Consider the following 10930-nt stretch of genomic DNA (forward strand, 5'->3'; position numbering starts at 1 on the left):
GTTGAGCGGAATCGTATGTTCATCCGTCTGTCACGGGGTCGATGTGCCGGTGTCCCGGAAGAATTCACGGATGTCACGCAGAGTAGGTCCCTCGCCCATGATGTCGGAAAGATCAGGCTCGTCGTCGAGGGAGGCGGCAACCGGCGCCGCGGCATTCTCGCTGTGCTCCCGGGCCTGGCGGGCGGCCTCCTGTGTCGCTTGCACGATCATGCGGGCGAGTTCGTCTGCCGTCCTGCGGAGCGCGGCCGGGGTCAGCGACAAATCCGTGAGAACACCGTTGGCGTCGACCGTTACTTCGACCGATCCGTCGGACGACCGGGTCTGCAGGCGAAGGGCATCCAGCTGCCGATGGATCTCGGTCAGCCGGTCCTGCTGTTCCTCGTAGGAGTCGATCAGTTGCTCCACCTGCTTGCGCAACCCATTGTTGGCCGAACACAGACCCTCACGCTTCCATCGGTCCATTCCCTCGTCCCTTCCCATCCCGTTTGCCTGACCGCATGTCCAACCGCGCCATGACCAGCAGCAAGCGGTGGAGCACCTTGGCCGGCCCGGGTGCCTGGGCGCCGCCCTGCTCGACCGCGGCGTATCCCTCGGCCAATGCTCGGCCGGGATCCAGTACGCCCGCGCGGAAGCAGTGTTCGCCCAACTGGTCTCGCCAGCGTCGATAGCCGTCGACGACCTGTGCCAGGGTCTGGTTCTCGATGCCGGTGACTCGCAGGTATTCGGTGATCAATGCGCGCTGGGCCGTCTGCCGCGCCCGGAACCCGCCGGCGAGATCGGCCACGTGACCGAATTCGCGCAGCATCCGTGCCTGCATCGGGCGGTGTGTGTTTTCGCCCGGCCGAGTCCAGGGCTGGGCGCGGCCGGCCAGTCCACCCGGGTCCGCCACCGCCCGGCGGTCCAGGACGATCCACGGCTCCGGTGTCGCGGGCTCTGCTCGGTTCTCCACTCTCGACAGGTCGCCGTCGCAGTCTCCGATCTCGATGCCGTGCAAGGGGAGTGGGTACTTGTCCAGCACGGTGTCGACGGCGTCCGCGATTTCCTGGGCCGACTGCGTGGAGATTCCCGACGACTCGAATCCGGTGATCCGCAGGTTGTGCCGGGCAGCCATGGCGTTGACAATCTGCATCGCCTCGTCGGCTGTGATCGGCTGCGGCTGCGGCTGCGGCTTCTGTGCCGGAGCCTTGCGCTGCTTGGGTTCAGCGGGAGGTTTCGGTGCGTCGGGCCGTCGAGGCGGTGAGACCCGTGGCGGTGACTGCTGCTCCGGTGAGGTCCCCTTGCCGGGTTTCGACCATGGGGACGCGGAATTCCCGGGTGCTGCGGGCGGCGAAGCCTGCCGGCCGCCAGGTGACCGGGTGTCCGGTGTGGCCGTGGTATTGGTGCCCGAACTGCGACCGGACCCCGTGGGCAGCACCGACGATGGTGGCGCGGAAGCCGAGGACCGCGATGCCGGTGCGGCCGGGGTCGGGGCGGTAGGGCCGGAAGTTGCGGGCTGGGAAGGCGTTTGCTGTCCGTGGCCGCCCTGTCCCTCGGAACCGGCGCCATTCGGATCGGTGTTGTCCGGCACGGCGCCGGAATCAGCACCGGGAGAATCGGTTCCGGCGGGCGAGTCCGTGGAACGCTGTCCCGTGGGCTGCCGTGCGTCGGTGCTGGTGCCGCTTGCTACCGGTGAGCCGGAGTTCGATTGCTCGGTATCTTCCTGTGTCTGCCTCGCACCGGACGATTGCCGGTTCGGTTCGCTGACGTGGCTCGTTTGATCGGTCTGCGGAGCAGACGCTGTTTCGGGACTCTTCGGCACCGCGATATTCGGAACTGCGATATCCGGCAACGAGTTCCGGACTTGGTTGCCGGCGTCGCGATCCTGATTTTCGAAATTCTCGGCGGTGGCGCGGAGATTGGAACCCATGGTTGTGATGTTATGGACGAGGTTCTCGAATCCCGCCATGTTCCGTTTCAAGCCCGGTACATACGATTCAGCGAACATCTTGCCGGGTTCGTCGTTGCCCCAGCACTCGCCCTCGCCGGCGAGGGCGGCCTTCAAATTCACCAGCATCCGTGCCGTCTCTTCGGCGAGCGTGTGGAGTTCGTCGGCGGTATTCCGTAACTCGTCCGGATCGACATATAACGATTGCTCCACGGGCCCTCCGTTGTGGCCGTACTCACTTCGGATGTGCCTGCGCCGATGTCGGCCCCAGTCACCTCCCGGTGTTGCTGGGAAGGCGATTGTGCACCGGCGACCCTCATCGCGCATGTCGCGTCTTCTCGCCAGTGGGAACTTGCTTCCTGGTGTCGGAATCAGCGGCACCGCCGGCCAGCGAATTACCAAGCTGGCCAAAGACTTCCGAGCCGGCTTGCCGCTGCGGACTGTCGAGAATGATGCCCTGGCCACGCTGTACAGACAGGATGATCTATGACGCGGATTGCGATTACCGGACGTGCGACGTGGACCCGCTCGCGAAACCGCAGCGTAGGAGCGACCGCTGGTCGCGGCATTGCGAGCCGACGATGTGCTCGAGGTCGTGTTGTCGCGAGCGGAGCGACAGAACGCGATGGACCGCGAGCTGTGCGAAGACCTGGTCGAAGCATTGACGATCGCGCTGGCGGACCTGGTGCGCGTGGAGTTGAGCGGTGCGGGACCCGCGTTCTGTGCGGGCTGGGATCTGGACGAATTCGGGACGGCCAGCGACTACCTGGCCGCGTACTTCGTTCGGCTGGAACGTAATCCGGGCTGGCTGGTGCACCGCATCCGGGAGCGCGTCACCGCCCGCGTGCATGGTGCGTGTATCGGGGCGCGCCGAGCTGCCCCCGTTCGCCGGGCGGGTGGTCGCCGTGCCGGACGCACAGTTCGCGTTGCCGGAGGTACCCATGGGGTTGATTCCGGGAGCCGGTGGGACGGTACGCATTCCGCGTCGAATCGGGCGGTGGCGCACGGCATGGTTGGCGCTGACCGGGCAACGGATAGACGCGACAACGGCTTTGGAGTGGGGACTGGTCGATGAGGTCGGCGATGGCGATTGGCGAGTTCGAATACCTCTAGGTCAGTGTGATTCACCGCTGCGGTACCTGGTGATGGCGTGGTTGATTTCGTCGTCGGTGAGTCGTCGCTGTAGTTGGTGTGCGCGTCGGGGTATGACCTGGTCAACTTGTGGCAGCGTCGGAACTCTGGGGTTCGGCAGCTTCGCCAGCAGTGCCTGCAGTGTGTCTGCCTGCGTGTTTGTGTTGTAGTAGCGTCCCCCAACGTCCACTTACACAAAAGGCCGGGTCCGATTATTTCGGGCCTGGCCTTCTTGCTATCTGGCAGTCTTCGCGTTTCTCGGTTGACGACACCTCTGACGACAGTTCACCCAGTGCTGTCGTCGTCCGAGTCGAACAGGGTGTCCATCGAATCCAGGGCGTCGCGCTTCACGGCCTCGATCACCTCCAGATAGCCCACAGCACCCACTGCTGTTCCTCGATGTCGACGGGCCGCTTCTCCCGTTCGGTGAAGACCCCGGACGCGAGCCGCGCAGTGTCGTGTCGGACTCGCACTTCTCGCGGCTGCGCCTCGAGGTGGGTCGCCGGCTGGCGCAGCTGCCGTGCCAGCTGGTCTGGGCCACGACCTGGGAAGACGAGGCCAATACCGAGATCGCGCCCCAGCTCGGGCTGCCACGACTGCCGGTCGTGCGCTGGCCGGAACCCTCCGCTGAACACGAACGCGAGGACCGATGGTTCGGGCTGTGCTGGAAGACCCGGACCCTGGTGGACTGGGCCGACGGACACCCGTTCGCCTGGGTCGACGACGAGATAACCGACGCCGACCGCACCTGGGTCGCCACCCACCATCCCGGCCCTGCACTCCTGCGGCACGTCGAGCCATTCCGAGGACTCAGCAACGAGGACTTCGCAGCCCTCGATCACTGGCTGCGAGCAACCTGAGAAACACGGAGATCCACAGGAATTGACAATAACTCAAAGATCTCGCGGCGTGGGTCGTCGTATTACTGGGGCGGCGAGAGCCCCGCCGTAGATGCGGATCTTTGATTCCAACTGCCGCGGACAGAGTTTCGAACCTCGCAAGCTGTGCTCGCCAATCGCGGGAGCCCGGCACGCTCGAACCGGAACGGGTGTGATGCGATAGCTCGGCTCACAGCGGCCGGAAGGCGCGTGCGGTAGTGGAATCGGTTGCGGCGTAGATGATCTCGCCGAGCACCGCCCGCACGGCGGCGATCTGATCCGCGCCAACCCGTGCGGTCAATCTCCGCTCATAGTCCGCGTGGAAGGTCCGGACGGTGTCGAGCATGTCGCGCCCGCGCTCGGACAGATGCAGCAGTTTGGCACGCTTGTCATTCGGGTCGGCGCGGCGCTCGATATAACCCTGCCGGACCATCTCATCCACCACCTTGGCCGCACCCTGCGCGGTAATCCCCAGGCGCTCGCCCAATTGGCTCGCGGTGAGCGCGTTGTCCGCGAGTGTGCGCAGCACGTACCCGTACGACGCGCCCAGCACCTGATGTCCGTGCCCGGCCAGGTGCGCGTGCAACTCCTGCACGAACCCCTGGTAGGCCTGCCCGAGAAGTACGCCGAAATCCATACTTGACTCCCTTCGCTCAATATGTTCAACTCAAGTTGTACACCACAGTTGAACACCTTGGTTGAATATCAGGAGTAGAGCATGCCACTCATCAAATCCGCCAACGCACCCACCTTCCGGGCCCCCCTCATGACCGCCGTCGGATTGGCCGCTCCCAGCCGGGGTTCCAGCGAGAACAGCGTGTGGCGATTCACCCTCGAAGCGGGCAATCCCGGTCACGCACACGCGGTGTCGCGTGAGGAGATCTTCATCGCGCTTTCCGGACGGGCGCAGGTGATCATCGACGGTGAGACCGGCGAGCTTTGCGCCGGGGACGCCCTGGTCATCCCCGCGCACACCGTCTTTCACCTGAGCGTCCCGGGCGATGAGCCGTTCGAGGCGGTGGCGGTGCTGCCGGTCGGCGCGTACGCCCAGGCCCCCGGCGGCGATCGCGTCAGCCCGCCCTGGGCTCAGTAGTCCACGTACACAACCTCATTCACGCCGCACAGGAGAGACCCATGCCGCTCATCACCGCCGACCAGGCCCCGCGATTCGAGAACGACCACGCCGACTTCGTCGGCCTGGCCGCCCCCAGCCGCGGTTCCACCGAGAACTGTGCCTGGCGGCTCAGCATCAAACCCGGCGTCGACGCCCCGCCGCATGCCCTGGACCGCGAGGAGATCTTCATCGCGCTCTCGGGATCGATGATCGTCACTATGGGCGACGAAACCCTCACCGTCGCAGCGGGAGACGCCCTCATCCTGCCCGCGTACCAGCAGTTCGCCATGGCCAACCCGAACGCCGAACCGTTCGAGGCGATCGTGGTGCTGCCCGTCGGCGGGCAGGGACTGATCCCCGGTCAGCCGCCGGTCACCGCACCCTGGGCGCGGTGACACCCGGCGCACCTACTGGTAGGCGAAAACCGCTCGTGCGAACTCATCGTGCTCAACCGCGCGGACGAAGGCCGAGTACTCGAGCTCGTCGAAGAACAGCACCACCATGCCCGCCGATCGCGTCCACTCCGGTGCCTCACTGAATTCGTACAGCCCAGGGCACTCCTCGGCGAGAATCGAGTTTGTTGCGCGGCAATGGTATCGGTGCGGTCATCCCGGAACGGGCAGATCAGATCGCGAACCGCAAGCCGCGAGGATACTTCCCACACCCGAGCGTCCTCGGCAGATGATCCAGGTAGGCACGAGCTCACCCAGTTCTGGCGCTGTAATCGGCATGTGCGTGCGTTCGCAAGAACGACTGGCAGCCGGCCGGACCGCGCGCCCAGCGGCCAGAGGACGTTGGAACACGGGCGCAAACCCTGGTGAGAAGTTCGTTTCCCGGCCGTATGAGGGCGATTGCCAGGACGGCGGCAGCGGTTGGACTCGTCGGCGGACCTCGATCATGTGGTCGCGTGGTGTCCACGCATCTTTCCACTCTGGGACCGCGATTCCAGCCTCGGTGACGCCGAGATCGTCGCGAGCCGCGAAACTGAAATCCTTGCGCAAGCGGTAGGCATCTCGGACGATCAGCAGCCAGTCGGCGTCACCGGTGAGTTCACCGTATGCGAAATACTCCAAGGTCCATGTGCATCTGTTTAGTTCGTCGCCGATCGCCACCGCCTTGGGGCTGCCCAGCAACTGCACCTCCTGCCACCGCTGGATTCAGCGCGTGTCTGACATCGCCGCCGTGGCGAGCTTCTTGTAGCAGATGCAGAGGACGCCGTGCAGCCGACTTCGAACATCGACAGGCGGCCCCCATGCCTGCGACCGCAACACGATTGGGCCGTCGGCAGGCAACTACCCACCTACGGCCCAGCCACACCCACCGTCAGACATAGGTGTAGGGCAGTGAGTTGCTGGTGCCGTCCAGCTCCACCTTGACGGTGACGTTCACCGTGCCTGTCCCCGTCGGGGAGATGGCCGTGATCTGGGTGTCGGAGTCGATGGTGAATGTGGTTGCCGTGGTACCGAACCGCACGGACAAAGGACCGACATTACTGAACCCGGAGCCGGTGATCACCACAGGGCTGAAAACCGTCGCAGGGCCGGAAGAGGGTGTCAGGGAGGTGAGAACAGCTGCCATGGTCCGACTCCAAGCCGAAATAGAATGAAAAGGGTTACCTTGCAACGGATGCCGAATTTTCTGGGGCAACCGCTACATATATCCAGTAACCCACAGGCGACGGCACTTCGGCAACGGATCCACAGTCCGTTCTCGTCCGTTCTCGTCCGGTTTTGCCCGGTTTTGCCCCGGTGATGCGTGGCGATGGGTCGGGACACGACGACCCACCCGACTGCGATCATCGCCGCAGCCCGCAGCCCGCAGCCCGCAGCCCGCAGCCCGCAGCCCGCAGCCCGCAGCCCGCAGCCCGCAGCCCGCCGACCAGCGGCCGAAGGATGCACGGGGAGCGGCGGGCAACCGCGCCATCCGCCGAGAGATCCAACAGCCGTTCCTCACGTGCGCGTCGAACGACGCTCTGCACCTCCGGGAATCCGGCGCGAAGAACAGCTCATGGGCTGAACTCGGGCTTCATGAGGTGCTGCCGCGGGATCCGGCCGATGCAACCGAATGGTCTGCTGCTTCGTCCTCGGCATCGGGGATCTGCAATTGACCGCCAGTGAGGATGGCGGCGGCGGCCAGGTCTTTGATGAGGTCGGTTTCGGCGGATCGGCGCCAGATCAGGGCCCAACGGGCGGGTGGTACATCGGGCATGGGGATGTAGGTGACGTCGGGTCTCGAGTAGTAGCGGGCGGCGTGGGCGTGCACCGGGGTGATGGCCTTGCCCGCCGCTACGAGCAGTATCAGGTCTTGGAAGTTGGCGGCGTGGGCGGTGCGGAGGATGGGGCGGCCGCTGGGGGTGAAGTAGGGAACGGCGGCGGCCATCCAGTAGTCGGGGGGCAGGTTGACCGGGTCGGACGGGGGCACTCCGAAGACGCCGTAGTCGGCCAGATCCTCGTAGGAGGCCGATTCACGTTGTGCCAGTGGGTGATCCGCACCGACGAGCAGCATGAACGGTTCCTCATAGAGAGTCGGGCCCACCACCAGATCGGGCTCCTCGATGGGAAGCCAGCTCACCAGTGCGTCGATGTCATCGCCACGCAGAGCGCCGAAGGGGTTGCCGAAGTGGACGTGCTCGATGTGCAAGGTGCAGTGGGGATGCTGGGATTGGAAGGTGTTCAGCAGCGGGCGGACGTTGCCGAGGTTGCTACTGGTGATTCCCAGCCGCAGTATGCCTGCGTCGCCGTAGCGGGCTGAGCGGGCCGCCCGGCCCAGGCTGGCCCGCAGGTCACGATAGTTGGTCTGCAAGTCGTCACGCAGCTGTCGCCCGATCGGTGTCAATGTCACTGTGCGACTGGATCTTTCGAAGAGTTTGCCGCCGATGCGACGTTCCAGTTTCGCGATCACCTGACTGACCCGGGCTGTTGAGAGGTGCAACCGCTCGGCGGTCCGGCCGAAATGCAACTCGGCGGACAACATCAGATAGATCTCGATGTCGCGCAGATCCAGATCGCGCAGGTCCATGCGGTTTTCCTATCAATCACGGTGGCTTACCGCATTATAAGCAGTTCGCCGTTGATGAATTCTCACCGCGAACCGAGGCTGAAACCTCGACAACCTTTGAGAAGACGGCAGTTCGTCGCCGCCCTCCTGATCGAAAAGAGCAGCCAATGCCAACGCTTCCGTGGAAGACGGTCGGTAACCCCACCACCCCCGAGGTCCAATGCATGGCTTCGCGCCTCGAGGTCAAGTCGTTGGTAAACGCCCCCGGCTTCCTCATCGCGTCACTGACCTTGTGGTGGCAGGCCCGCCGTTCTCCAGGAGCGCTGGGTGTGGCCTTGAGAGCAGAAATGCTGAAGGGCACCTTCTGGACCTACTCTGCTTGGGACGACAAGGCGGCAATCTACGCCTATGCGGGCTCCGAGCCCCATAAGTCGACTGTCGCGCGCAAGCGAAGGGTCATGCGGGATGCGACCTTCGTGTTCTTCACTGCACCGGCGGACGAGTTGCCCCTGTCGTGGGGCGAGATCAGCCGCCGAATCGCCGAGAAACGCGACTCGGCAGCACCGGATCGCGAGACTGGGCCGACCGCCTCGCCGACCGCCTCTCCGGCGTGAACCCCGAGGTGCGATACGCCAACCCCGCCGCCCGCGGAAAATTCGCCGGACAGGTCCTTGCCGAACAACTCGAGGCGGCGTTGACCTTGCTATATCGCGGTAGGTTAGCGGCCGTCGCCGACGAACCGAATTGGGCTGCAACATTTCTCGGCTCATGGTTGGGGCAGCGCCCGGCAAGGCGATCCTCCGGCGGCGGTCGCTCCGCCAAACGCCCTGTCCTGAAACTGGTTCGCAGAAAAGGGAGTTCTCCGGTAACCGTCGAATTCCGCAATTCCCTGAAGATCACCCGTGACTTCGGCCGCCATCCCGGCACCTGGTTCCCGCCGTTGGTCGTAATGCTGATCCTGGCACTAACTCTGCCTGCGGTCTATCTCGGCGGTACCCTCGACCCGATCGGAAGCCTGCGCGGGCTTCCGGTCGCCATGGTCGTCGAGCCTCAGACCGCCAGCAGTATCGGCGCCGCCGATCAGGTCAGTGCGGCTATCACACAGGGCGTCGACCATGAGGCAGTCGAGCTCATTCCGATGACTGCCGAGCAGGAACGCGAGCAGATGGATGGCGGCAAGATCTTCGGAGCCGTCCGCGTACCCGCCGATTTCAATGCCGAGATCGCCCGGCTCGCCAGCGGCGCGCCAGGTCCTGCCACGCACGCGGTGATCCATCTTGACACCAATCCGGCTGCCGCGACGATGGGCACTGGATTGTTCACCGGGTACCTCGCGCCAGTAGTCGCCGCAGTAAACGCGGGCTTGGGTGCCAAGTTGCCGCAGAACGCGCCGACCGCTGCCGCCACTACTTCGCTGGCCAACCCATTCTCGGTTGCGACCGCACCTCTGACACCACTGCCGGCGCACACCGGGTCCGGGACCAGTGTCTTCTATTACGCGGTGGTCTTGGTTCTTCTCGGCTTCGTCGGCGCCTCGGCGATCCACCCGATGGTGGACTCCGCCAGCGGGTTTCAGCCCACTGAGCTCGGACCAAAAGTGCGACGTCGCGGCTACACCCACCTGTCCCGACTACACATGCTGGTTGTCAAATGGTGCGTGGCGCTGATCGCGGCACCTCTGAGCGCTGGGTTGATCCAGCTCCTGGCGACCAAAACACTCCACATGCCTGTCGCCTCGCCGTGGCAGCTGTATCTGTTCTCCGCCACCACGATCGCCGCCGTTGCCCTCGGCGCCCTGACGATCTTCGCGATCTTCGGGTCTCTCGCTCCGTTGATCAACATGTTCTTCTTCGTTGCCATGGCCATGACATCCTCAGCGGGCACAATTCCCGTCGAAGCGACTCCCGCGTTTTTTGGCGTGATCGCGAAATTCGAACCGATGCGGCCGATCGTGGCCGGCCTGCGCTCGATTCTCTATTTCCACTCGACACCACTGTCAGGACTGCACTCGGCATGGATCCATGTCATTATCGGTGGCCTACTAGCTGTCGTCGTCGGTGTGGTGATTACCGGACTCTACGACCGGAAACCGTCCTTCACCCGGCAACCGGTCCTCGCCACTGAATGAGCCTGCCCGAAGGTGTGTCGTACAGCCGTCGCTGGCACGCTGAGTATTGGCGGGCAACAAAGGCGAGCAGCGTGAACCACCTCCGTCAAGTGATCGCGTCGGCCCCTACGCCAAGGGACGCTTGGCGAGCTGTGCATGCTTAGGGGCTGAACCAATCAGTGCCGAGCACGCGGCCGAACTTCAATGCTCGATCGACACGCACTGCGGCCGGGTCGCCGACCGAGCGACCGTTGCTCCAGGACTTCGACCACGCTTTCACCGATATTCAGCGACTACATCGTAAAGTGCCGGGTTCGCACTCGCGACCTTCCTCGCGGTATCGACCGAGGAAACGACGGCCGGATTCGCACCGGCTGCCTCGCACGCCTCGGCGCTATCCCAATGCGCGACGTTGACGAGTTGGAAGCGGGTGTCCGACAGCAGAGCCCGGTGGAGCCGCACGTCTCGGAAGCCGGGTGCTGTCTGCATCAACTTCGCTCTGTCATGCCAGTTCTCGAGGAATTCGTCGACCTGGTCGGCCGGTATCTCGATGACGTTGATGAAGGTGATTCCGGTGTCGGTCATACGGATGTCGGCTCCTTCGTGGTGACACTTTGTGACACGACAAGTGTCTGCACCCTCGCTGTCGCTTTCAAGGACCTCCTGCCCACAGATCCGGCCGCGAAGGGTGGCCGGGAAAGGGGGGGGGCGGTCCATTGGGCCAATTGCCCCGTTTCGCCGATGGCGGGCCAAGTGGTTACCCCGAAAAAAAAAGTTAG

General features: G+C 64.4%; 14 protein-coding genes and 1 pseudogene. 8 read left to right on the top strand and 7 right to left on the bottom strand.

Going from position 1 to position 10930, the window contains the following annotated elements:
* Positions 1–30 precede the first annotated feature (30 nt).
* Together ACFU4Z_RS10280 and ACFU4Z_RS10285 are read right to left on the bottom strand one after the other, a co-directional pair.
* Entirely contained in the window at positions 31–462 is a 432-nt protein-coding gene (locus ACFU4Z_RS10280) for a YbaB/EbfC family nucleoid-associated protein (protein WP_379061159.1), read from the bottom strand.
* Positions 443–1111: a hypothetical protein gene (locus ACFU4Z_RS10285; protein ID WP_379061161.1), complete on the bottom strand. Its 669-nt coding sequence runs from the start codon at positions 1109–1111 to the stop codon at positions 443–445. The genes ACFU4Z_RS10280 and ACFU4Z_RS10285 overlap by 20 nt, the downstream gene beginning before the upstream one ends.
* 729 nt (positions 1112–1840) lie before the next feature.
* Between ACFU4Z_RS10285 and ACFU4Z_RS10290 the strand changes: the two genes are divergently transcribed.
* From ACFU4Z_RS10290 to ACFU4Z_RS10305, 4 genes and pseudogenes are all read left to right on the top strand, one after another.
* On the top strand, positions 1841–2104 hold the full coding sequence (locus ACFU4Z_RS10290; protein WP_379061163.1) for a hypothetical protein: 264 nt from the start codon (positions 1841–1843) through the stop codon (positions 2102–2104).
* 403 nt (positions 2105–2507) lie between these two features.
* Positions 2508–2780 (top strand): annotated as a pseudogene (locus ACFU4Z_RS10295) (enoyl-CoA hydratase/isomerase family protein); the annotation flags it as partial.
* A gap of 85 nt (positions 2781–2865) precedes the next feature.
* Complete coding sequence (locus ACFU4Z_RS10300) at positions 2866–3225, top strand: enoyl-CoA hydratase/isomerase family protein (RefSeq protein ID WP_379061165.1); 360 nt, start codon at positions 2866–2868, stop codon at positions 3223–3225.
* Positions 3226–3444: 219 nt separating this feature from the next.
* Positions 3445–3915: an HAD domain-containing protein gene (locus ACFU4Z_RS10305; protein ID WP_379061667.1), complete on the top strand. Its 471-nt coding sequence runs from the start codon at positions 3445–3447 to the stop codon at positions 3913–3915.
* Between the two features lie 208 nt (positions 3916–4123).
* Here the strand turns inward: ACFU4Z_RS10305 and ACFU4Z_RS10310 are convergent, their stop codons facing one another.
* A complete protein-coding gene (locus ACFU4Z_RS10310; protein WP_379061167.1) occupies positions 4124–4570 on the bottom strand; it encodes a MarR family winged helix-turn-helix transcriptional regulator in 447 nt (148 codons plus the stop codon).
* An 81-nt stretch (positions 4571–4651) separates the two neighbouring features.
* On the opposite strand from ACFU4Z_RS10310, the gene ACFU4Z_RS10315 reads away from it, so the two are divergent.
* Positions 4652–5026 carry a cupin domain-containing protein gene (locus ACFU4Z_RS10315; RefSeq protein ID WP_379061169.1) on the top strand — a complete coding sequence of 125 codons (375 nt, stop codon included), beginning with the start codon at positions 4652–4654 and terminating at the stop codon, positions 5024–5026.
* A gap of 41 nt (positions 5027–5067) precedes the next feature.
* Positions 5068–5442 carry a cupin domain-containing protein gene (locus ACFU4Z_RS10320; RefSeq protein ID WP_379061171.1) on the top strand — a complete coding sequence of 125 codons (375 nt, stop codon included), beginning with the start codon at positions 5068–5070 and terminating at the stop codon, positions 5440–5442.
* A 210-nt stretch (positions 5443–5652) separates the two neighbouring features.
* Here the strand turns inward: ACFU4Z_RS10320 and ACFU4Z_RS10325 are convergent, their stop codons facing one another.
* The 3 genes from ACFU4Z_RS10325 to ACFU4Z_RS10335 form a co-directional block, all read right to left on the bottom strand.
* Positions 5653–6186, bottom strand: coding sequence for a hypothetical protein (locus tag ACFU4Z_RS10325; RefSeq protein WP_379061173.1), 534 nt, complete (start codon positions 6184–6186; stop codon positions 5653–5655).
* Positions 6187–6370: 184 nt separating this feature from the next.
* Positions 6371–6625 (bottom strand): IPT/TIG domain-containing protein, encoded by a 255-nt coding sequence (locus tag ACFU4Z_RS10330; RefSeq protein WP_379061175.1) that lies wholly within the window; start codon positions 6623–6625, stop codon positions 6371–6373.
* 447 nt (positions 6626–7072) lie between these two features.
* Positions 7073–8065, bottom strand: coding sequence for a LysR family transcriptional regulator (locus ACFU4Z_RS10335; RefSeq protein WP_379061177.1), 993 nt, complete (start codon positions 8063–8065; stop codon positions 7073–7075).
* Between the two features lie 203 nt (positions 8066–8268).
* Here ACFU4Z_RS10335 and ACFU4Z_RS10340 point away from each other — a divergent pair, with 203 nt between their 5' ends.
* Positions 8269–8658 (top strand): hypothetical protein, encoded by a 390-nt coding sequence (locus ACFU4Z_RS10340; RefSeq protein WP_379061179.1) that lies wholly within the window; start codon positions 8269–8271, stop codon positions 8656–8658.
* Positions 8655–10172 (top strand): ABC transporter permease, encoded by a 1518-nt coding sequence (locus ACFU4Z_RS10345; protein WP_379061180.1) that lies wholly within the window; start codon positions 8655–8657, stop codon positions 10170–10172. Before ACFU4Z_RS10340 ends, ACFU4Z_RS10345 begins: the two co-directional genes overlap by 4 nt.
* 255 nt (positions 10173–10427) lie before the next feature.
* Here the strand turns inward: ACFU4Z_RS10345 and ACFU4Z_RS10350 are convergent, their stop codons facing one another.
* Positions 10428–10736 (bottom strand): antibiotic biosynthesis monooxygenase family protein, encoded by a 309-nt coding sequence (locus tag ACFU4Z_RS10350; protein WP_379061182.1) that lies wholly within the window; start codon positions 10734–10736, stop codon positions 10428–10430.
* Positions 10737–10930 lie beyond the last annotated feature (194 nt).

It is taken from the genome of Nocardia sp. NPDC057440 (assembly GCF_042802915.1).
Lineage (GTDB): Bacteria > Actinomycetota > Actinomycetes > Mycobacteriales > Mycobacteriaceae > Nocardia.

What these genes read in the sequence shown, in the direction of transcription:
- ACFU4Z_RS10280 (WP_379061159.1), bottom strand. Translation starts at nt 462, where the DNA reads ATGGACCGATGGAAGCGTGAGGGTCTGTGTTCGGCCAACAATGGGTTG.
- ACFU4Z_RS10285 (WP_379061161.1), bottom strand. Translation starts at nt 1,111, where the DNA reads ATGGCTGCCCGGCACAACCTGCGGATCACCGGATTCGAGTCGTCGGGA.
- ACFU4Z_RS10300 (WP_379061165.1), top strand. Translation starts at nt 2,866, where the DNA reads ATGGGGTTGATTCCGGGAGCCGGTGGGACGGTACGCATTCCGCGTCGA.
- ACFU4Z_RS10310 (WP_379061167.1), bottom strand. Translation starts at nt 4,570, where the DNA reads ATGGATTTCGGCGTACTTCTCGGGCAGGCCTACCAGGGGTTCGTGCAG.
- ACFU4Z_RS10315 (WP_379061169.1), top strand. Translation starts at nt 4,652, where the DNA reads ATGCCACTCATCAAATCCGCCAACGCACCCACCTTCCGGGCCCCCCTC.
- ACFU4Z_RS10320 (WP_379061171.1), top strand. Translation starts at nt 5,068, where the DNA reads ATGCCGCTCATCACCGCCGACCAGGCCCCGCGATTCGAGAACGACCAC.
- ACFU4Z_RS10330 (WP_379061175.1), bottom strand. Translation starts at nt 6,625, where the DNA reads ATGGCAGCTGTTCTCACCTCCCTGACACCCTCTTCCGGCCCTGCGACG.
- ACFU4Z_RS10335 (WP_379061177.1), bottom strand. Translation starts at nt 8,065, where the DNA reads ATGGACCTGCGCGATCTGGATCTGCGCGACATCGAGATCTATCTGATG.
- ACFU4Z_RS10340 (WP_379061179.1), top strand. Translation starts at nt 8,269, where the DNA reads ATGGCTTCGCGCCTCGAGGTCAAGTCGTTGGTAAACGCCCCCGGCTTC.
- ACFU4Z_RS10350 (WP_379061182.1), bottom strand. Translation starts at nt 10,736, where the DNA reads ATGACCGACACCGGAATCACCTTCATCAACGTCATCGAGATACCGGCC.